Raw genomic sequence first — 20,291 nt, 5'->3', positions numbered from 1 at the left:
CGTCCCCGGTAAGCGGGGGACGGGTTGCAGTGCCTCACTTGACCCGCTGCTTCTCCAGCTTGCGTGCAAGGGTGCGACGGTGCAGCCCGAGCCGGCGCGCGGCTTCGGAGATGTTGAAGTCGGTCTCGGCGAGGGTCTTGTGGATGTGTTCCCACTCCAGCGTCTTGATCGACGACTTGCGTGCGGTCAGCTCCACGTCGACGGTGCCCTGTGCGCGGTCGAACGCCGCCTCGATATCGTCGGTGTTCGACGGCTTGGCCAGGTAATGGCAGGCGCCGAGCTTGATCGCCTCGACGGCGGTGGCGATGCTGGCATAGCCGGTCAACACCACGATCAGCATCTCCGGGTCGTGCGCGTGCAGCGCCTGCACGCAGGCCAGGCCGGAGCTGCCGTTGGCGAGCTTGAGGTCGACGACCGCATGGGTGGGCTCGAATTCCTGCAGCGCGCCCGGCACGTCGTCGAGGCTGGCGGCGGTGCGCACGGTGTAGCCGCGACGCTGGAAGGAACGCGTGAGGGTGCGGGCGAATGCTGCGTCGTCCTCGACGATCAGCAGCTTGCGCGGGGCTTCATTCGTCATCGGTGTCCTGTTCCTCGAGGGCCAGCGCCGAAAGCGGCAGCACCATCGTCACCACGGCGCCGCCCTGCGGACGATTGCGGGCGGACAGCCGCCCACCGAGTGTACGGGCCACGTTGACCGACAGGAACAGGCCGAGTCCGCGGCCGGGCTCACCCTTGCTGGAGTTGTAGGGTGTCCCGAGGCGCTCGAGGATGGCGGCGTCGAATCCACCGCCGGAATCGGCGATCTCGATCACCAGGTCGCTGTCGCGGCAGGCAACGTCGAGCGCGACATGCTGCGGGGAAGCCTCGAGCGCGTTGTCGAGCACGTTGAACACCATCTGCCGCAGGCCCGGGTCCGAGACCAGCGGCGGATCCTGCTCGCAACCGTTGCGGTACTCGAAGCGGCGCACCGGGCGCGAGCTTCGCCATTCCGCCGCCAGGTCGTCGAGGAAGGCGTGCAGGGTGGTCTCGCGTGGCGCCTCGCCGCGCATCTCGCCGGCCGACAGCAGGATGTTGGTGACGATGGCCTTGCATCGCAGCACCTGCGCTTCCATTTCCGCCACGTCCTCGCGCAGTTCCGGATCCGCGGCGAACAGCGGCAGGTGTTGCCAGTCGCGCAGGATCACCGCCAGCGTGGACAGCGGGGTGCCGAGTTCGTGGGCGGCGCCGGTGGCCAGCAGGCCCATGCGGACGATGTGCTCTTCCTCGACAGCGCGCTGGCGCAGCGCGGCCAGGCGTGCCGCACGCTCGCGCAGGATGCGCTCGATGCGGGCGACGAACACCACCAGCAGTGCGGCCATCAGCAGGAAGCACACCAGCAGCCCCTGCACGTACGGGTCGGCGAGGCCGTCGGCGGGATCCACCGGTACTCGCGTGGGCCCGGGAAACATCACCAGCAGCACCACGCCCAGCGCCGTCGCGGCGGCCACCAGCCAGGTGTAGGGCGAGCGCAGCAACACGGCGCCCAGCGCCACCTGCAACAGGTACAGGAACAGGAACGGGTTGCTGAGGCCGCCGCTCAGATGGAGCTGCGCGGTCAGCGACGCCACGTCCACCAGCAAGGCGACCAGCAGCGCCACGCCGGTGATCCGGCTGCGGCCGTGCCACCACGCCAGGCTCAGCAGGTTGAACACCACCAGCACGCCGAGCACCGCGAACATCGCCTGCAGCGGCAGCGTGATCCCGTACGCGTAATGCACGACCAGGATGGCGGCGACCTGGCCGACGGTGGCGATCCAGCGCAACTGGATCAGCTGCTGCATGCTGCGCAGCCCGGCGTGGTCGGGGGTGCCAGTCAGGCCGGTGGGGCGGGGCAGGAGGTCCGCGACCGCGTCACCGTTCCACACGCGGTTGGTCATTGGAGGCCTCCTCGGACGACAGCCCGCGATGGTGCCGGAAACGGCGCTCCAGCACGATCAGGCAGGCGCCCGCGACGAGGGTCAGTAGCGCCATGCCGAACCAGGTCAGTGCGTACTGCAGGTGGTGGTCGCGGAACTTCACCACGGTGAGGCCGCCACGCGGCCATCCGGCGCGCGCCGGATCGTGCGCGGCATCGATGAAGTACGGGGCGACGCGCCCGGCGGGCAGGCCGCGCGAGGCGGCGATCGCACCGACATCGCGCGAATGCCAGCGGTCCGCGGCCGGATCGTTGTTGCGGAGGAAGCCGCCGCCTACTTCCGGCAGTCGAAGCAGTCCCACGACTTCGGCGGGTCCCGACGGCAGCGCGACCGGTTCGGCACCACTGGGGACGAAGCCGCGGTTGACCAGCACGATCTCGCCGGAGCCTGTCTGCAGGGGCGACAGCAGCCACCAGCCGGCACCGAGTTCGGTCACCGCCTGCGTGCGTGCGGGCGCGACGTCGAGCCACTCGCCGCGCAGGCGCACGCGGCGGTATTCGTCGTCCTCGGCAGTAATCGAACTCCAGCGCGCAGGCGCGGGCGGGTCCACAGGCTCTGCATGCAGCCGCGCTTCGACGCGGGCGATCAATGCATCCTTCCAGCCGATGCGTTGCGTCTGCCAGATGCCCAGCGCCATGAAACAGCAGAACGCCGCCACGAGGGCGGCGGCGAAGACGATGCGCAGCACCGGCCGCCGCGGCCGCGCGGATGCGGCAGGGGCGGCCGGGTGCGGGGTCATTGCAGGTTCCGCAGCATCTCTTCCATGTCGTGCGGCCCCGGCATCATGTTGGTGTTGAGGTGGTGCATCACCCACAACGAACCCGCGAGCACGATCACCAGCAGCACCAGGGTGAAGATCAGTGCCAGCAGGTTCCAGCCGCCCTCGGACTTCGGGTTCATGTGCAGGAAGTAGATCATGTGCACCACCACCTGCACCGCGGCGAAGCCCAGCAGCACCAGGGTGGTGACGGCGGTGTTCTGCAGCACGTCGCCCATCACCAGCCAGAACGGGATCGCGGTGAGGATCACCGCCAGCACGAAGCCGGTGAGGTACTCCCTGGCGGTGACGTGGGGGATGCCGTCCTCGAGGTGGTTCTCGGGCGGGTCCAGGGTGCCGTGGTCGCTTCCAGCGTGTCCGCTCTTGCCACTCATGGCAGGACTCCCATCAGGTAGACGAAGGTGAAGACGCCGATCCAGACGACGTCGAGGAAATGCCAGAACAACGACAGGCAGGCGACGCGGCGGGTATTGGCCCGGGTCAGGCCGTGCTTGTTCACCTGCACGCACAGCGTCACCAGCCAGATCACGCCGAACAGCACGTGCAGGCCGTGGGTGCCGACGAGCGCGAAGAACGACGACAGGAACGCGCTGCGTTGCGGGCCGGCGCCGAGCGAGATCAGGTGCCAGAACTCGTACAGCTCGATGGCGAGGAAGCCGACGCCGAGCAGGCCGGTGGCGGCCAGCCAGCCGATCACGCCCTTCACGTGCCGGCGCTGCATCGAGATCATCGCGAAGCCGTAGGTGATCGACGACACCAGCAGCAGCGCGGTGTTGATGGCGATCAGCTTGAGGTCGAACAGGTCGGCACCGGACGGGCCGGCCGCGTAGGAGCGGCCGAGCACGCCGTAGGTGGCGAACAGCGCGCCGAAGATCATCAGGTCGCTGAGCAGGTAGATCCAGAAACCCAGCAGCGTCCCGTTCTCGGGGTGGTGCTTGTTGCCGGTGTCGAGGAAGACCGGCGAGCCGTCCTCACGGGTCAGGGCGATGGATTCAGACATGGACGTTCTTCAGTTGTTCGGTGCGGGCCAGCTCGGTCGCCGCGACCTCGTCGGCGGGAATGTAGTAGTCGCGGTCGTAGTTGAAGCTGTGCCAGACCGCATAGGCCACCAGCCCGACGAAGCTTGCGATCACCAGCCACCACATGTGCCAGATCAGGCCGAATCCGCACGCCGTGGCCAGCAGCGACAGCACCACCCCGGCGGGGGTGTTCCTCGGCATGTGGATCGGGGTGAAGCCGCTGGTCGGGCGCTTGAAGCCACGCGCCTTCATGTCGGTCCACGCGTCGTTGTCATGCACCACCGGGGTGAACGCGAAGTTGTAGTCCGGCGGCGGCGACGAGGTCGACCACTCCAGCGTGCGGCCGTCCCACGGATCGCCGGTGACGTCGCGCAGCTGATCGCGCTTGCGGAAGCTGACGTAGATGCAGATCAGGAACGCGGCGATGCCGATGGCGATGAGCACCGCGCCGACCAGCGCGATCTGGAACCAGATCTGGTACGACGGATCCTCGAAGTGGCTCAGGCGACGGGTCACGCCCATCAGGCCGAGGATGTAGATCGGGGTGAACGCGACCCAGTAGCCCGACAGCCAGAACCAGAACGACAGCTTGCCCCAGAAGTCGTCGAGCTTGAAACCGAACGCCTTCGGGAACCAGTGGGTCATCGCCGCGAACAGGCCGAACACCACGCCGCCGATGATCACGTTGTGGAAGTGCGCCACCAGGAACAGCGAGTTGTGCAGCACGAAGTCCGCCGGCGGCACCGCCAGCAGCACGCCGGTCATGCCGCCGACCACGAACGTCACCATGAAGCCGATCGTCCACAGCATCGGCACTTCGAAGCGGATGCGGCCGCGGTACATGGTGAACAACCAGTTGAAGATCTTCGCGCCCGTCGGGATCGAGATGATCATCGTGGTGATGCCGAAGAACGAGTTGACGCTCGCACCCGACCCCATGGTGAAGAAGTGGTGCAGCCACACCAGGTACGACAGCACGGTGATGCAGACCGTCGCGTAGACCATCGACGAGTAGCCGAACAGGCGCTTGCCGGAGTAGGTCGACACGATCTCGGAGAACACGCCGAACAGCGGCAGGATCAGGATGTAGACCTCCGGGTGGCCCCAGATCCAGATCAGGTTCACGTACATCATGGCGTTGCCGCCAAGGTCGGACGTAAAGAAGTTGGTGCCGAGGTAGCGGTCCAGCGTGAGCATGCCCAGGACCGCGGTGAGCACCGGGAACGACACCACGATGAGCACGTTGGTGCACAGCGAGGTCCAGGTGAACACCGGCATCTTCATCATGTCCATGCCGGGCGCGCGCATCTTGATGATGGTCGCCAGCAGGTTCACGCCGGACAGCAATGTGCCTACGCCCGCGATCTGCAACGCCCACAGGTAGTAGTCCACGCCAACGCCGGGACTGAAGCCGATGCCCGACAGCGGCGGATAGGCCAGCCAGCCGGTGGCGGCGAACTCGCCCAGGAACAGCGACACCATCACCAGCATCGCGCCGGCGGTGGTCATCCAGAACGAGAAGTTGTTGAGGAACGGGAAGGCCACATCGCGCGCGCCGATCTGCAGCGGCACGAGGTAGTTCATCAGGCCGGTGACCATCGGCATCGCCACGAAGAAGATCATGATCACGCCGTGGGCGGTAAAGATCTGGTCGTAGTGGTGCGGGGGCAGGTAGCCGAGGTTGTCACCGAAGGCCATCGCCTGCTGCAGGCGCATCATCAGGGCATCGGCGAAGCCGCGCAGCAGCATCACCAGGCCCAGCATCATGTACATGATGCCGATCTTCTTGTGGTCGATGGTGCAGAACCAGTCCTTCCACAAGGTGCCCCACAGGCGGTACTTGGTGATGACCGCGAGCAGCGCGATGCCGGCGACGGCGGTGCCGACGAACGCCGCCATGACGATGGGGTCGTGCAGCATGGGAATCGACTCCCACGTCATGCGACCGAAGATGGGGGAATTGGGCAAGCCGTGTTCAGGGGACATCAGGAGTTTCCGGAAGATCGATGAAGCGGCGGGCAGGCGTCAGGGCGCCTGCAGACCGCCGACGACGGACGACAGCAGCGGGGCGACGGTCTCGACCGTGCACACGCCGGCCGAGATGTAGGGACCGTTGCGGGCATCGCCCTGGAGCGGGAGCGCCAGCGCATCCAGCCCGCGCAGGCCCATGCCGCCGGCGGAGTCGAGCGCCATCATCTGGTCCATGCACAGGCGGTCGATGTCGACGCAGCGGTTGACGATCATGTCGAACATGCCGTCCTCGACGTTGGCGTAATAGCGCACCGGTTCGCGCTGGCTGGGCTTTTCCAGGGCAAGGTATTCAGTGCGCGACAGCGCCTGGCCGCTCTCGCGTGCCTTGGCGATCCAGCCGTCGAAATCGGCATCGGCCAGGCCGTGGAAGCGGAAGCGCATGTGCGAGAAGCCGGCGCCGCTGTAGTTCGACGAGAACCCGGCGTAGTCGCCCGGTTCGTTCATCACCGCGTGCAGGGTGCTTTCCATGCCCGGCATGCCGTAGATCATGCCGGCCAGCGCCGGCACGTAGAACGCGTTCATGACCGAGGACGCGGTGATGCTGAAGCGGATCGGGCGGTCCACCGGTGCGGCGGCCTCGTTGACCACGGCGACGCCGTACTCCGGGTAGATGAACAGCCACTTCCAGTCCATCGCCACCACCTGGATTTCCAGCGGCTCGACGCCTTCGGGCACCGCGCGGTTGGCATCCAGGCGCTCGAGCGGGCGGTACGGATCCAGCAGGTGCGTGCTGATCCAGGTGATCGCGCCGAGCGCGATGATGATCAGCAGCGGCACGCCCCAGATCACCAGCTCGAGCTGGGTGGAGTGGTCCCAGTCCGGCGTGTACTTGGCCTTGCGATTGGAGGCGCGGTAGCGCCACGCGAACACGAAGGTCAGGATGATCACCGGCACGATGACGATGAGCATCAACACCGTGGCGACGACGATCAGGTTGCCCTGCTGGGCAGCGACGTCGCCGGGAGGGGAGAGCAACAGGAGGGAATTGCAGCCTGAAAGCAGCGCGGCCAGCCCGAGGGCGGCAACACAGCGCAGGAGGGACCTGGGACGGATCATGGGGTTCTACGGCCGGGTGACACGATGGCGGCAACTCTAGTGCCGGCGCCCGGTTCGGGCGATTGGACGTTTTGTCCCATCGCGTCCCGCGGCCAAGGCTGCGAAACTTGCGAACGCTGGCCGGACTGCACCCCGGTTCGCCTGCACTTCCCGCTTCATACCGCGAGTCGAACGTTCGATGTCCATGCATCCCGACGCAACCCTTTCCGACCACGATCACGGCACCAAGGCCAGCCACGACATCGCCCCGGGCGAGATCGCGGTCGGCGTGGTGATCGGCCGCGCCTCGGAATATTTCGACTTCTTCGTCTACGGCATCGCCTCGGCGCTGATCTTCCCGTCGATCTTCTTCCCGTTCCTCGACCGGCTGGAAGGCACGCTCGCCGCGTTCGCGGTATTCGCGCTGGCCTTCATCGCGCGGCCGTTCGGCACCGTCCTCTTCATGAAGATCCAGTCGCGCTGGGGCCTGGGTGTGAAGCTCACCAGCGCGCTGTTCCTGCTGGGCACCGCCACCGCCGGCATCGCCTTCCTGCCCACCTTCGGCAGCCTGGGCATGCTCGCCATCGTGCTGCTGGCGTTCTTCCGCACGCTGCAGGGCGTGGCGCTGGGCGGCTCGTGGGATGGCCTGCCGTCGCTGCTCGCACTCAATGCGCCGAAGGAACGTCGCGGCTGGTACGCGATGCTCGGCCAGCTTGGTGCGCCGCTGGGCTTCATCGTCGCCGCCGGCGTGTTCGCCTTCCTCTATGCCAGCCTGAGCATGGACGACCTGCTGGCCTGGGGCTGGCGCTATCCGTTCTTCGTCGCGCTGGCGATCAACGTCGTCGCGCTGTTCGCCCGCCTGCGCCTTGCGGTAGCCGACGAGTACCGCAACAAGATGGACGAGCTCGAGCTCGAGCCCACGCCGGTGCGCGAGCTGTTCCAGGCCAAGGGCCGGCACGTGTTCATCGGTGCGTTCGCCGCGCTGTGCAGCTACGCGCTGTTCCACATCGTCACCATCTTCCCGCTGTCGTGGATCCTGCTGTACTCGGAGCAGTCGATCCCCGGCTTCCTCGTCATCCAGATCGTCGGCGCCTTCCTGTGTGCCGGTGCGATCGTCGCCTCCGGCTTCATTGCCGACCGTGTCGGCCGGGCACGCACCCTCGGTGGCCTGGCGCTGGCGATCGCGATGTTCAGTGGCTTCGCGCCGACCATCCTTGCCAGTGGCGAGGTCGGGCAGGCCGCGTTCGTGCTGATCGGCTTCGTGCTGCTGGGCCTGTCGTACGGGCAGGCCGCGGGCGCGGTCACCGCGAACTTCGGCCGGCGCTACCGCTACACCGGCGCGGCGCTGACCTCGGATGTCGCATGGCTGATCGGTGCTGCGTTCGCGCCGCTGGTGGCGCTGTGGCTGTGCGCGAACTTCGGGCTTGCATGGCTGGGTGCGTACCTGCTGTCCGGCGCGGTGGCCACGGCGGCGGCGCTCGCGATCAACCGCAAGCTCAGTTACAAGAGCTGAGCCGGACCTCCTGCAGACGCCCGCCCCGCGCGGGCGTCGTGCTGTCCGGGAATCGCAACGCTGCTAGAATCCCGGCCGATCCCCACATCACACGAGGGTGGCCCGCGGCAACGCCGGCCGAGCGTGCGACATGAGCACTACCCGCTGCCGACGCTAGCGCACCCGGGGTCCGGTCCGATCGGCGCCCTGGTGGCGCCTTTTTTGTGCGCGGGGCCTGGCGTGGCAATGCAGGCGGTTCGCACCCTCCATCTTCCAATCAATGACGAATCCGGCATCCCCATGATCACCATCACGCTCCCCGACGGCAGCCACCGCGAGTTCGACGCACCCGTCACCGTCATGCAGGTCGCGCAGTCGATCGGCCCGGGTCTCGCCAAGGCCACCGTGGCCGGCAAGGTCGATGGCCGCCAGGTGGATGCGAGCGACCTGATCGAACACGACGCCACCCTGCAGATCCTCACGCCGAAGGATCCCGAGGGCGTCGAGATCATCCGCCACTCCTGCGCGCACCTGCTCGGGCACGCGGTCAAGCAGCTGTACCCGGACGCCAAGATGGTCATCGGTCCGGTGATCGACGACGGCTTCTACTACGACATCCGGAACGAGCGCCCGTTCACGCCGGAGGACATGGAGGCGATCGAGCAGCGCATGCGCGAGCTCATCGCGCTCGATTACGACGTGGTCAAGAAGATGACCCCGCGCGACGAGGTGATCGAGGTGTTCCGCGCGCGTGGCGAGGACTACAAGCTGCGGCTGATCGAGGACATGCCCGGCGACATCACCGCGATGGGCCTGTACCACCACCAGGAATACGTCGACATGTGCCGCGGCCCGCACGTGCCGAACACGCGGTTCCTGAAGGCGTTCAAGCTGTTGCGCATTTCCGGTGCGTACTGGCGCGGCGATGCCGCCAACGAGCAGCTGCAGCGCATCTACGGCACCGCGTGGGCCGACGACAAGCAGCTCAAGGCCTACGTGCAGCGCATCGAGGAGGCCGAGAAGCGCGACCACCGCCGCATTGGCAAGGCGCAGCAGCTGTTCCATCTGCAGGAAGAAGCGCCGGGCCTGGTGTTCTGGCACCCCCGGGGCTGGGCGCTGTGGCAGGTGGTCGAGCAGTACATGCGCCGCGTGTATCGCGACAGCGGCTACGGCGAAGTGCGTTGTCCGCAGATCCTGGACGTGAGCCTGTGGCAGAAGTCCGGCCACTGGGACAACTACAAGGAAAACATGTTCTTCACCGAGTCCGAGAAGCGGACCTATGCGCTGAAGCCCATGAACTGCCCCGGCCATGTGCAGGTGTTCAACCAGGGCCTGCACAGCTACCGCGACCTGCCGATCCGCTACGGCGAGTTCGGCAGCTGCCACCGCAACGAGCCGTCGGGCGCGCTGCACGGCATCCTGCGCGTGCGCGGCTTCACCCAGGACGATGGCCACGTGTTCTGCACCGAGGCGCAGGTGGAGGGCGAGGTGCGCGACTTCCACGCCCAGGCGCTGAAGGTCTACGCGGACTTCGGTTTCGAGGACATCCAGATCAAGATCGCGCTGCGCCCGGAATCGCGCCTCGGCGACGACGCGACCTGGGACAAGGCGGAAGAGGCCCTGCGTTCCGCGCTGCGTGCGTCCGGCGTGGAGTGGCAGGAACTGCCGGGCGAGGGCGCGTTCTACGGCCCGAAGATCGAGTACCACCTCCGCGACGCCATCGGCCGCACCTGGCAGCTGGGCACGATGCAGGTGGATTTCATGATGCCGCAGCGCCTCGGTGCCGAATACGTCGACGAGAACAGCCAGCGTCGCCATCCGGTCATGCTGCACCGCGCCATCGTCGGTTCGATGGAGCGTTTCATCGGCATCCTGATCGAGCACCACGCCGGCCAGTTCCCGGCCTGGCTCGCCCCGGTACAGGCGGTTGTGATGAACATCACCGATGCCCAGGCGGACCATGTGGCAGAGGTGCGGAAAACCCTTGCCAATCAAGGCTTCCGGGTCGAGGCGGATTTGCGGAACGAGAAAATCGGCCGTAAGATTCGCGAGCACACGTTGCAGCGCGTGCCGTACCTGCTCGTGGTGGGGGACCGCGAGAAGGAGCACGGTGCAGTCGCGGTACGGACGCTCGCGGGAGAGGACCTCGGCAGCATGCCGGTCGCCGATTTCGCTTCACGTCTCGCCGCCGGCGGCGCGCAGTAGCATGATGGTTGAACGCAGGGTGCGCCGGACGGTCCGGCACGCCCGCGGGCCCGGTGGCTGAGGAAGCCGCCGGGGCGTGCGGATCCTTCCGTAGCGCCCCACCGTCGAGGGCCGGACATTCAAATCCTTTGGAGATTGCAATATCAGCACCCCGGAAAAGCAGAATCGCAGGAACCAGGAGATCCGTGTCCCGCGCGTGCGCGTGATCGGCTCCGACGGCGAGATGATCGGCGTCCTCTCGCGGGACGAAGCCCTGCAGATGGCCGAAGAAGAAGGTCTCGACCTCGTCGAGATCCAGCCGAATGCGGACCCGCCGGTCTGCAAGGTCATGGATTTCGGCAAGTTCAAGTTCGACCTGCAGAAGCGCGCGAACGAAGCCAAGAAGAAGTCGAAGCAGGTCGAGATCAAGGAAGTGAAGTTCCGTCCGGTCACCGACGAGGGCGACTACCAGATCAAGCTGCGGAAGATGCGCGGCTTCATCGAGGAAGGCGACAAGATCAAGGTCAACATCCGCTTCCGTGGCCGTGAGATGAGCCACCAGGAGCTGGGCCGGCAGATGGCCGCCCGCATCGAGGCCGACCTCGGCGAGGACATCGTGATCGAATCGCGTCCGCGCCTGGAAGGTCGGCAGATGGTGATGATGATCGCTCCCAAGAAGAAGTGATCCGCGCGCGCGACGGCAGTCGCGCGGATTGCGGAACGGAAAGGGCGCCGGAAGGCGCCTTTTCCGTTCTCCGGGGACGGAGTGATCGTGTTTGCATGCCGACCGCCCGCCCGGCATAATGGCCGGCCGGCTCGTCCGGGTGCTTTACCGTTCTTCAGGACCGGCCACGATCCCCAGGGGACAATGGCTCAACCACCGGCATCGGCAGGAAGGAAAGCGCGGGCCTCGACGGCCGCCGCCCGTGTCAGTCGCAAACAGATCCTACAAGGGACTTCGCAATGTCCAAGATCAAGATCAAGACCCATCGGGGGGCGGCCAAGCGCTTCCGGAAGACCGCTTCCGGCAAGTACAAGGCGGGTCATGCCAACCGCAGCCACATCCTCACCAAGAAAGCGACCAAGCGGAAGCGCAACCTGCGGCAGACGAACCACGTCCGCGCCGAGGATGCAGGCCGTCTGGACCGCATGCTGCCGTATCTCTGAGGAGGGCTGAACAATGGCACGAGTCAAACGTGGCGTGCAGGCGCGCCGCCGTCACAAGAAGGTTCTCAAGCTCGCCAAGGGCTACTACAACGCACGCCACAAGGTGTTCCGCGTTGCCAAGCAGGCGGTCATCAAGGCGCAGCAGTACGCCTACATCCACCGCAAGCAGAAGAAGCGTAATTTCCGTTCGCTGTGGATCGTGCGCATCAACGCCGCGGCCCGCATCAACGGCATGAGCTACAGCCGCTTCATGAACGGCCTGATGAAGGCCGGCATCACCCTCGACCGCAAGGTGCTGGCGGATATCGCCGTGCACGACGCGGCCGGCTTCGCGGCGCTGGCCGAGAAGGCGAAGGGCGCTCTGGCGGCGTAACACAACCGTCCCACCGGCTCGCGCAATGCGTGATGCCGGCCGGGTACCGGCGGTTCACGCATGGGGAAGGGCGCAAGTCCTTCCCCATGTTCTTTTGCGGTCCCGGAACATCCACGAGGCATCGCGATGAGTGACATCGACACCCTCTCCGCGCAGGCGCTGGCCGACATCGAGGCGGCGGCGACCCCCGAGGCGCTGGAAACCCTGCGCGTGGCGCTGCTTGGCAAGAGCGGGCGCCTGACCGCGCAGCTGAAATCGCTGGGCGCATTGCCCGCGGAGGAACGCAAGGCCGCGGGCGCGGGCATCAACCGCGCGCGTGATGCGATCACCGCCGCGCTGGCCACGCGCAAGGCCTCGCTGGATGCCGCCGTGCTCGACGCGCGCCTGGCGGTGGAGGCCATCGACATCACCTTGCCCGGCCGCGACGCGGGCCTGGGCGGCGTGCATCCGGTCAGCCGCACGATGGAACGCATCGCAGAGATCTTCGGCCGCCTCGGTTACGAGCTCGCCGACGGGCCGGAGATCGAGGACGACTGGCACAACTTCGAGGCGCTGAACTTCCCGCCGCACCATCCGGCGCGCGCCATGCACGACACCTTCTACATGTCCCCTGATGGCAGTGGCGTCCCGCGCCTGCTGCGCACGCACACCTCGGGCGTGCAGGTGCGCTACATGGTCGAGCAGAAGCCGCCGCTGCGGATGATCGCGCTGGGCAAGGTGTACCGCTCCGACTCCGACCAGACCCATACGCCGATGTTCCACCAGTGCGAGGGCCTGCTGGTGGACGAGCACGCGAGCTTCGCCGACCTCAAGGGCACGCTGTCGGAGTTCGTGCGCGCGTTCTTCGAACGCGATTTCGAGATGCGTTTCCGCCCCAGCTATTTCCCGTTCACCGAGCCGTCGGCGGAGGTGGACATCGCCTGGCAGCAGGCCGACGGCAGCACGCGCTGGCTGGAAGTGCTGGGCTGCGGCATGGTGCACCCCAACGTGCTGCGCAATGTCGGCATCGATCCGGAGCGTTACACCGGCTTCGCGTTTGGCATGGGCGTGGAGCGCTTCGCCATGCTGCGTTACGGCGTCGACGACCTGCGCGCGTTCTTCGACAACGACACCCGGTTCCTCAGGCAGTTCGCCTGAGGGCAGTGACTGGTGATTCGTGACTGGTGATTCGCAGAGGCGGGTTGCCGTCGCGAGTTCCAGTCGCGTGCTGGTGCTGTTTCGAATCACGAATCACCAATCACGAGTCACGGATTTCAATCCATGAAATTTTCCGAGAACTGGCTCCGCCAGCACGTGCAGACCGACGCCAGCCGCGACGGGCTTGCCGCCACCCTGACGGCCATCGGACTCGAGGTCGAGGACACCACGGTGCTGGGCGAGGGCCTCGACGGCATCGTCGTGGCGCGCATCGTCGCCTGCGAAAAGCATCCGGAAGCCGACCGCCTGCAGGTGTGCAGTGTCGATGCCGGCACCGGCGCGCCGCTGCAGATCGTCTGTGGCGCGCCCAATGCGCGTGCAGGCCTGGTCGCACCGCTGGCGATGGTGGGTGCGCGGGTGGGCGAGCTCACGATCAGCGCGGCGAAGCTGCGTGGCGTCGAGTCCAACGGGATGCTGTGCTCGGCAAAGGAGCTCGGGCTCGACTCCGACGCCTCGGGCCTGCTCGAGCTGCCCGAAGACGCGCCGGTCGGCACCGCGCTCGCCGACTATCTCGGCCTGCCGGACGCCACGTTCGAGCTCAAGCTCACCCCCAATCGCGCGGACTGCTTCGGCATACGCGGCATCGCCTTCGACGTGGCCGCTGCCTGCGGCAGCACCGTGACGCCATACGAAATCGCGCCCGTCGCCGCGACCTGCGATGCGCGGCTGGACGTCGCGCTGGACGCCGGTGCGGACGCGCCGCGCTATCTCGGCCGGGTGATCGAAGGCGTCGACGCCGGCGTGCGTACGCCGGTGTGGATGGCCGAGCGCCTGCGTCGCAGCGGCATCCGCCCGCTGAGCTTCCTGGTCGACGTCACCCAGTACGTGATGCTGGAACTCGGCCAGCCGATGCATGCGTTCGACCGCGACCTGCTGCAGGGCCCCGTCGGCGTTCGCCACGCACGCGCCGGCGAGACCCTGACCCTGCTCGACGAGCGCGAAGTCACGCTGGATGCGCAGTTCCTGGTGATCACCGACGCGGACCGTGCGGTCGCGCTGGCCGGGGTGATGGGTGGCCACGATACCCGCGTGACCGACGCGACCCGCAACGTGTTCCTGGAGTCGGCGCATTTCGCCCCGGCCGCCATCATCGGCCGCGCGCGCAGGTTCGGCCTCCACACCGATGCGTCACACCGCTTCGAACGTGGTGTGGATCCGCAACTTCCGGCGCAGGCGATCGAGCTCGCGACCCGGCTGATCCTCGACCATGCCGGCGGCGCACCCGGACCGGTGGTGGCCGCGGAGTTGCCCGAACACCTGCCGCAGCCGCAGCCGATCCACCTGCGCCGCCAGCGCCTGGCGCGCGTGCTGGGCCTGTCGATCGACGATGCCGAGGTTGCGCGCATCCTCGGCGCGCTCGGCCTGGCCGTGGTCGAGACCGCCGATGGCTGGACGGTCACGCCACCGCCGCGCCGCTTCGATCTCGCCATCGAGGAAGACCTCATCGAGGAGGTGGCGCGCATCCACGGTTACGACCGCGTCCCGACCACGCTGCCCGGCGGCGCCACCCGCCTGTGCGCGCCGGGCGAGGGCCGGCTGGCCGATGCGGACCTGCGGCGCCATCTGGTCGCGCGCGACTGGCTGGAAGCCATCAACTACGCCTTCGTCGACGCCGGGCTGCTGCAGTCATGGCAGCTCGAGGCGGGTGCGGTGCCGCTGGCCAACCCGCTCAGCGCCGAGCTGGGGGTGATGCGCACCTCGCTGCTGCCGGGCCTGGTCGATGCGCTTGCACGCAATACGGCCCGCCAGCAGCCGCGCGTGCGCCTGTTCGAACTGGGGCGCAGCTACCACGCCGCTGCTGCCGGCGAGTCGCCACTGGAAACCCCGCGGCTGGCTGCCGTGGCGATCGGTCCGGCGCGTACCGAGCAGTGGGGTGCACCGGCGCGCGACGTCGATTTCCACGATCTGAAGGGCGATCTCGGGAGTCTGGCGCTGCTCGCCCGCGCCGACCTCGAGTTCCGCCCGTCGCAGGCGGCGTTCGGTCACCCGGGCCGCTCGGCCGATGTGTACCGCGACGGCACGCGCATCGGCTGGATCGGCGAGTTGCATCCGGCGCTGCTGCGCCGGCTCGACCTCGACCATCGCGTGATGGCCTTCGAGATCGAACTCGAGCCGCTGCGCGCGCGCGCGCTCCCGCGATCCGGCGCGCTGACGCGTTTCCCCTCGGTACGCCGTGACCTTGCGCTGCTGGTGGCCGAGGACATGCCCTGGGGCACGCTGGAGGCCGCGATCCGCGAGGCAGCCGGTCCGTTGCTGGCCGACCTGCGTCTGTTCGACCGTTACCAGGGGAAGGGCGTCGAAACCGGATTCAAGAGCCTTGCTACCGGCTTGATTCTGCAGGACAACTCGCGCACCCTGACAGACCGCGACGTGGACGACGTGGTGGCCCGCGTGACCACCGCACTCGCACCGCACGGCGCGCGTATTCGCAGTTGACCGGGGCACGGCATGGCACTGACCAAGGCAGAAATGGCCGAACGCCTCTATGAGGAAGTCGGCCTGAACAAGCGCGAGGCGAAGGAATTCGTCGACGCGTTTTTCGACGCCCTGCGCGAAGCCCTGCAGGGTGGGCGCCAGGTGAAGCTGTCCGGCTTCGGCAATTTCGACCTGCGCCGCAAGAACGAGCGTCCCGGCCGCAACCCCAAGACCGGCGAGGAGATCCCGATCTCCGCGCGCACGGTGGTGACGTTCCGCCCGGGGCAGAAGCTCAAGGAACGCGTGGAAGCCTATGGTGGCCGTCATGCTTGATCCGGGCAGCAACCGCGAACTCCCGCCGATCCCCGCCAAGCGCTACTTCACCATTGGCGAGGTCAGCGAGCTGTGCGACGTCAAGCCGCATGTGCTGCGTTACTGGGAAACCGAATTCCCCGGCCTGAGTCCGGTCAAGCGTCGCGGCAACCGTCGCTATTACCAGCGCCACGACGTGCTGATGGTGCGGCAGATCCGTGGCCTGCTCTACGAACAGGGCTACACCATCGGCGGCGCGCGCCTGCGGCTGGAAGGCGACACCGCGCGCCAGGACTCCTCACTCACCACCCAGGTGGTGCGGCAGGTCCGCACCGAACTCGAGGACATCCTGCAGGTCCTCAAGCGCTGAGCGGCGGCGGTTCCATCAGTCGCCATCAGGATGCGCGACGGCCGCAGGTGAAGTGGCTATAATGCCGGGCCGCCCCTGGCGGAACCCATCGGGGTATAGCGCAGCCTGGTAGCGCACTTGTCTGGGGGACAAGTGGTCGTCGGTTCGAATCCGGCTACCCCGACCAGATCCGGCCACCGCGGCAGCGCGGCAGGCCCAACGAGAAACCCCGGAATTCCGGGGTTTTTCTGTTTCCGGGGTGTACTGCGTCCGTGTCGTCTGTCATGCATCCGTCCGACAGGTGACGGTGGCCGCTTCATGTGATCGACGATGGCTCCGCGATATCGACCGCGGTGCGGAACTTGCTGGCCGGAACGCGTTCGAACGCTCTCCGATTTCCACATGAATGGAGCACGCATGGCCGTTGCATACGCAGGGACGCTCGCCGCATTGCTGATGCTGGGCCTCGCATCCGGAACCGCCGCCGCCGTCGATCCGGTCACCCCGGTGGAGACAGCCGCCGACCGTGTCGTCGACCTGGAGACGCTGGTGGTCTCCGGGACGCAGCCCGGCCCGGGCATGTGGAAGGTATCGTGGGGCGACAACACGCTCTACATCCTGGGCACGGTCTCCCCACTGCCGCGGCGGATGGAGTGGGAATCCGCCGAAGTCGAGGCCGTGGTGGCGCGTTCGCAGGCGGTGATCGCCCCGCCGATGATCTCGGTGGGCACCGATATCGGATTCTTCCGTGGCATGACGCTGGTGCCCGCGCTGCTGCGCGCGCGCAACAATCCGGGCAAGCGTCCGTTGCGGGAAGCGGTCACGCCCGAGCTGTACGCGCGCTGGGAAGTGCTCAAGGCGCGTTACATCGGCCGCGACCGTGGCGTCGAGCGCCGGCGCCCGTTGCTGGCCGCGCAGGAGCTGTACGAGGCCGCGCTGCGCCGGTCGGGTCTGCGCATGAGCGGGGTGATCTGGCCGGTGGTGACCGCGGCCGCGAAGTCGGCGGGGGTAGCGGTGACCGATACCACGGTGCGGCTGCCGGTCGAGGATCCCAGGCGGGTGCTGGAAGAGCTCAACAGCAGCGACCTCGCCGACCGCGAATGCTTCGAAGGCACCATGGCGCGGATCGAGACCGATCTCGACAACATGCGCGCGCGCGCGAATGCATGGGCGGTGGGCGATATCGAAGCCTTGGCCGCACTGCCGTACGAGGACCACTACAGAACGTGCATGGACGCGCTGACCGGCAGCGCGCTGGCGCGGAGGCTCGGGCTCGACGACCTTCAGGAACGCGCGGCGCAGGCGTGGCTGGACAACGTGGAACAGGCGCTCGCACAGCACCCGACCAGTTTCAGCATGCTGGCGATGCAGCACCTGCTGGGCGATGGCGGCATGCTGGAGCGGCTGGCTGCCAAGGGCTATGCGATCGAGGCACCCTGACTGCGGCCCGGGCGCGTGACGTGGCTCCGCGCCGAGCTGCTCATCGCCACTTGCGCCCGCTTCACGGCGCGGCGGGGAGGATGGCGGGATGTCCTTCCAGGAGTCCGTCATGGTAATGCCGACAGGTCGAGAAGTGCCGCCCCCGCCGCAGGAGGATCCGGATGACGGCAGTCCTCCGCTGCGGGCGCCGTCCGGCGAGAGCGAGGGCGCCATCCGCGAGCCCGGGCAGGATGCCGACGTCGAAGTGGGCAAGGCTCCGCCTTACAAGCACGATCCGCCGGAGCGGGCCGATCCGCGCCCGGAAGCGGCCGCCAGCCTCAACCAGGACGGCGCGCAGGGGGTGCACGATCGCAAGGCGTCCAAGGGCGACGAGTTCGGGCGCGAGAACAACCGCAGCGCCGAGGGCAACGATCCCAGCCTGACCGCGGGCCCCACCCGCGAGCGGAAAATCTGAGCCTCTGCGAGGCCGCTCGCGCTCCGGCGCGGGGCGGCGGCGCGACGAGCACGCTTACCGGGCAACCGTACTGACCAGCGCCCGCGATGGATGCCCCATGCGCGCAACGGCGCATGGGGCTGGTGCTCAGGCCCCGACGGCCGCGACCGGGCGCTGCGGCTCGGCAAGGTCGGGCCAGCGGGCAAGCACCGCGGACCGGATACCGTCCACGTCGAGCCCGGCTTCGGCCAGCAGCTGTTCGCGGCTTGCATGGTGCTGGAACGCATCTGGCAGGCCCAGGTGCAGCACCGGCCGCACGACGCCTTCGGCGTTGAGCAGTTCCGCCACGCCGGAACCGGCGCCACCCATCACCACGTTGTCCTCGAGGGTCACGAACCCCTCGTGGTCGCGTGCGAGTGCAAGCACCAGCTCGCGGTCGAGCGGCTTCACGAAGCGCATGTTGACTACCGTCAGCCCGAGCTCCCGGCCCACCGCCTCGGCCGCCGGAACCAGCGCACCGAACGCAAGCAGGGCGACGCGCGCACCCTGCTGGCGCAGCTCGGCCTTGCCGATGGGCAGCGTGTCGAGATCGTTGCCTGCCGCCACGCCGGTGCCGCTGCCGCGCGGATAGCGCACCGCGGCCGGCCCTTGGTGGCGCAGGCCGGTCGTCAGCATCTGCCGGCATTCGCGTTCGTCGGCCGGCGCCATCACCACCATGTGCGGCACACAACGCAGGAAGCTGAGGTCGAGGTTGCCGGCATGGGTGGCGCCATCGGGACCGACCACGCCACCGCGGTCGATCGCGAACAGCACGTCGAGCTCCTGCAGGGCGACATCGTGCACCAGCTGGTCGTAGCCGCGCTGCAGGAAGGTGGAGTAGATCGCCACGACCGGCTTCGCGCCTTCCACCGCCATGCCGGCCGCAAGCGTCACCGCGTGCTGCTCGGCGATGGCGACGTCGAAGTAGCGCTCGGGATACTCGCGGCTGAAACGCACCAGACCGGAGCCTTCGCGCATCGCCGGCGTGATACCCATGAGCTTCGGCTCCGTCGCTGCGGCATCGCACAGCCAGTCGGAGAACACCTCGGTATAGGTCGGCTTCGACGCGCCGCCCTTGGCCACCAGGCCCTTGCTGGGGTCGAACGGCGACACCGCGTGGTAGCCGATCTGGTCGCCCTCGGCGAGCTCGTAACCCTTGCCCTTTGTGGTGATGACGTGCAGCAGCTGTGGCCCCTTGAGGCCCTTGAGCGTCTTCAGCGCCGCGACCAGTTGTTCGACATCGTTGCCGTCGATCGGCCCGGTGTAGTGGAAGCCCATTTCCTCGAACAGCGTGGACGGCACGAACATGCCCTTCCAGTGTTCCTCCCAACGGCGCACGAACTTCGCCGGCGGGCTGTTCTTGTCGCCGAGCAGCTTCTTGCCGCCCTCGCGCAGGGTGTTGAGCGCCTTGTTGCTGGTCAGCCGGCCGAGCATGCGGGTGAGGCCGCCGACGTTCTCCGAGATCGACATCCGGTTGTCGTTGAGGATCACCAGCAGGTCGGGTTCGGGCTCCATGCCGCCGGCGTGGTTGAGTGCCTCGTAGGCCATGCCGGCGGTCATCGCGCCGTCGCCGATCACCGCGACCACGCGACGGTCGTTGCCGGCGCGCGCATTGGCGATCGCCATGCCCAGCGCGGCCGAGATCGAGGTGCTGGAATGTCCGACGCCGAAGGTGTCGTACTCTGACTCGTCGCGCTTGGGGAACGGCGCCACGCCATCCCTCTGCTTGACGGTGTGGATGTTGTCGCGACGGCCGGTCAGGATCTTGTGCGGATAGCACTGGTGGCCGACGTCCCAGACGATGCGGTCGTGCGGCGTGTCGTAGAGGTAGTGCAGCGCCGTGGTCAGCTCGATCACGCCCAGGCCGGCGCCGAAGTGGCCACCGCTGCGGCCCACCGACTCGATCAGGTAGGCGCGCAGTTCATCGGCGATGGCAGGCAGTTCGGCCTCGTCGAAACGACGCAGGTCGGCTGGGGAATCGATGCGGGACAGGCGCGGGAAGCGCGTTGGATCAGTCATCGCAACATTGTCCTCCCCCCTGCTGTGAGGGGCAAGGAAGCGCGGCGCGCGGT

19 protein-coding genes and 1 tRNA gene are annotated in these 20,291 nt (G+C 67.6%); 12 read left to right on the top strand and 8 right to left on the bottom strand.

The genetic code is table 11. The features are described from left to right. Positions 1-34: 34 nt before the first annotated feature. The 7 genes from E5843_RS10285 to cyoA form a co-directional block, all read right to left on the bottom strand. Complete coding sequence (locus tag E5843_RS10285) at positions 35-577, bottom strand: response regulator transcription factor (RefSeq protein ID WP_134673867.1); 543 nt, start codon at positions 575-577, stop codon at positions 35-37. Then, positions 567-1,916, bottom strand: a complete 1,350-nt coding sequence (locus tag E5843_RS10280) for an ATP-binding protein (RefSeq protein WP_141065973.1) — start codon at positions 1,914-1,916, stop codon at positions 567-569. The genes E5843_RS10285 and E5843_RS10280 overlap by 11 nt, the downstream gene beginning before the upstream one ends. Then, positions 1,891-2,694 (bottom strand): SURF1 family protein, encoded by an 804-nt coding sequence (locus E5843_RS10275; RefSeq protein ID WP_136412581.1) that lies wholly within the window; start codon positions 2,692-2,694, stop codon positions 1,891-1,893. The genes E5843_RS10280 and E5843_RS10275 overlap by 26 nt, the downstream gene beginning before the upstream one ends. Beyond that, a complete protein-coding gene (gene cyoD / locus E5843_RS10270) occupies positions 2,691-3,107 on the bottom strand; it encodes a cytochrome o ubiquinol oxidase subunit IV (RefSeq protein WP_136412580.1) in 417 nt (138 codons plus the stop codon). The genes E5843_RS10275 and cyoD overlap by 4 nt, the downstream gene beginning before the upstream one ends. After that, positions 3,104-3,733, bottom strand: a complete 630-nt coding sequence (gene cyoC, locus E5843_RS10265) for a cytochrome o ubiquinol oxidase subunit III (protein ID WP_136412579.1) — start codon at positions 3,731-3,733, stop codon at positions 3,104-3,106. Before cyoC ends, cyoD begins: the two co-directional genes overlap by 4 nt. Further along, positions 3,726-5,705, bottom strand: a complete 1,980-nt coding sequence (cyoB, locus tag E5843_RS10260) for a cytochrome o ubiquinol oxidase subunit I (RefSeq protein ID WP_208542802.1) — start codon at positions 5,703-5,705, stop codon at positions 3,726-3,728. Before cyoB ends, cyoC begins: the two co-directional genes overlap by 8 nt. Positions 5,706-5,777: 72 nt before the next feature. Further along, a complete protein-coding gene (gene cyoA, locus E5843_RS10255) occupies positions 5,778-6,839 on the bottom strand; it encodes a ubiquinol oxidase subunit II (protein ID WP_134673861.1) in 1,062 nt (353 codons plus the stop codon). A 178-nt stretch (positions 6,840-7,017) separates the two neighbouring features. On the opposite strand from cyoA, the gene E5843_RS10250 reads away from it, so the two are divergent. From E5843_RS10250 to E5843_RS10195, 12 genes are all read left to right on the top strand, one after another. Further along, entirely contained in the window at positions 7,018-8,331 is a 1,314-nt protein-coding gene (locus E5843_RS10250; protein ID WP_134673860.1) for an MFS transporter, read from the top strand. A 279-nt stretch (positions 8,332-8,610) separates the two neighbouring features. Further along, positions 8,611-10,515, top strand: coding sequence for a threonine--tRNA ligase (gene thrS / locus E5843_RS10245; RefSeq protein WP_136412578.1), 1,905 nt, complete (start codon positions 8,611-8,613; stop codon positions 10,513-10,515). Positions 10,516-10,657: 142 nt separating this feature from the next. Continuing rightward, complete coding sequence (gene infC / locus E5843_RS10240) at positions 10,658-11,179, top strand: translation initiation factor IF-3 (RefSeq protein ID WP_134673858.1); 522 nt, start codon at positions 10,658-10,660, stop codon at positions 11,177-11,179. Between the two features lie 278 nt (positions 11,180-11,457). Then, positions 11,458-11,661 carry a 50S ribosomal protein L35 gene (rpmI, locus tag E5843_RS10235; RefSeq protein WP_100322122.1) on the top strand — a complete coding sequence of 68 codons (204 nt, stop codon included), beginning with the start codon at positions 11,458-11,460 and terminating at the stop codon, positions 11,659-11,661. Between the two features lie 13 nt (positions 11,662-11,674). Then, entirely contained in the window at positions 11,675-12,034 is a 360-nt protein-coding gene (gene rplT, locus E5843_RS10230) for a 50S ribosomal protein L20 (RefSeq protein WP_134673857.1), read from the top strand. A gap of 126 nt (positions 12,035-12,160) precedes the next feature. Further along, positions 12,161-13,171, top strand: a complete 1,011-nt coding sequence (pheS, locus tag E5843_RS10225) for a phenylalanine--tRNA ligase subunit alpha (protein WP_141065971.1) — start codon at positions 12,161-12,163, stop codon at positions 13,169-13,171. 123 nt (positions 13,172-13,294) lie between these two features. Continuing rightward, positions 13,295-15,667, top strand: coding sequence for a phenylalanine--tRNA ligase subunit beta (gene pheT, locus E5843_RS10220; protein WP_136412577.1), 2,373 nt, complete (start codon positions 13,295-13,297; stop codon positions 15,665-15,667). Positions 15,668-15,679: 12 nt separating this feature from the next. After that, the gene (locus E5843_RS10215) at positions 15,680-15,979 is read left to right on the top strand and encodes an integration host factor subunit alpha (protein WP_058835239.1); all 300 of its coding nucleotides are present in this window, start codon (positions 15,680-15,682) and stop codon (positions 15,977-15,979) included. After that, entirely contained in the window at positions 15,972-16,328 is a 357-nt protein-coding gene (locus tag E5843_RS10210) for a MerR family transcriptional regulator (RefSeq protein WP_134673854.1), read from the top strand. Before E5843_RS10215 ends, E5843_RS10210 begins: the two co-directional genes overlap by 8 nt. Before the next feature lie 89 nt (positions 16,329-16,417). Continuing rightward, positions 16,418-16,494: transfer RNA gene (locus E5843_RS10205), tRNA-Pro, on the top strand. 230 nt (positions 16,495-16,724) lie between these two features. Beyond that, complete coding sequence (locus E5843_RS10200; protein WP_166815980.1) at positions 16,725-17,747, top strand: TraB/GumN family protein; 1,023 nt, start codon at positions 16,725-16,727, stop codon at positions 17,745-17,747. Between the two features lie 88 nt (positions 17,748-17,835). Then, the gene (locus E5843_RS10195; protein WP_134673852.1) at positions 17,836-18,201 is read left to right on the top strand and encodes a hypothetical protein; all 366 of its coding nucleotides are present in this window, start codon (positions 17,836-17,838) and stop codon (positions 18,199-18,201) included. A 126-nt stretch (positions 18,202-18,327) separates the two neighbouring features. On the opposite strand, the gene dxs is transcribed toward E5843_RS10195, so the two are convergent. Continuing rightward, positions 18,328-20,238 (bottom strand): 1-deoxy-D-xylulose-5-phosphate synthase, encoded by a 1,911-nt coding sequence (dxs, locus tag E5843_RS10190; RefSeq protein ID WP_134673851.1) that lies wholly within the window; start codon positions 20,236-20,238, stop codon positions 18,328-18,330. Between the last annotated feature and the right edge of the window lie 53 nt (positions 20,239-20,291).

Origin of the sequence: Luteimonas yindakuii, assembly GCF_004803715.2 — a bacterium.
Lineage (GTDB): Bacteria > Pseudomonadota > Gammaproteobacteria > Xanthomonadales > Xanthomonadaceae > Luteimonas > Luteimonas yindakuii.
Note: the sequence above shows the minus strand (reverse complement) of the source record. Positions and strands in the feature narration are given on the sequence as shown.